Below are 386 nucleotides of genomic sequence, written 5' to 3'. Positions count from 1 at the left end.
CGGAAACCCACCTGGAAAAGAGATACCGCCGAGGTCGCTCGTAGAAGACGAGTTCGATAGACTCGGGGTGTACGCACCGAGGCAACGAGGTGTTCAGCCCGCGAGCACTAACTGACCGAGCCACCAATCATTACCGCATTGGATACACGGACCCGTGATACGGGTCCAGGCGGAACCTGGATTGCACGTACATACGGTCGTCACCATCGGATCACCGATACTGGCGTCCCGGACATCGTCCGGGTGCGCGGTTCGATTCCGCGGATCGGCGTTAGGGCGGCCATAGCGGCGGGGTTTACACCCGTACCCATCCCGAACACGGAAGTTAAGCCCGCCTGCGTTTCGGCGAGTACTGGAGTACGAGAGTCTCTGGGAAACCTGATTCG

General features: G+C 59.8%; 2 rRNA genes. Both read left to right on the top strand.

Annotated elements, in window-relative coordinates:
• Positions 1 to 131 (top strand): 23S ribosomal RNA (locus tag AB2U09_RS00055); the annotation flags it as partial.
• 141 nt (positions 132 to 272) lie between these two features.
• Positions 273 to 386, top strand: a 5S ribosomal RNA gene (gene rrf / locus AB2U09_RS00050); the annotation flags it as partial.

This window comes from Halosimplex yunnanense (assembly GCF_054504345.1).
The sequence above is the reverse complement of the archived record's forward strand: the minus strand, read 5'-3'. Positions and strand labels throughout refer to the sequence as shown.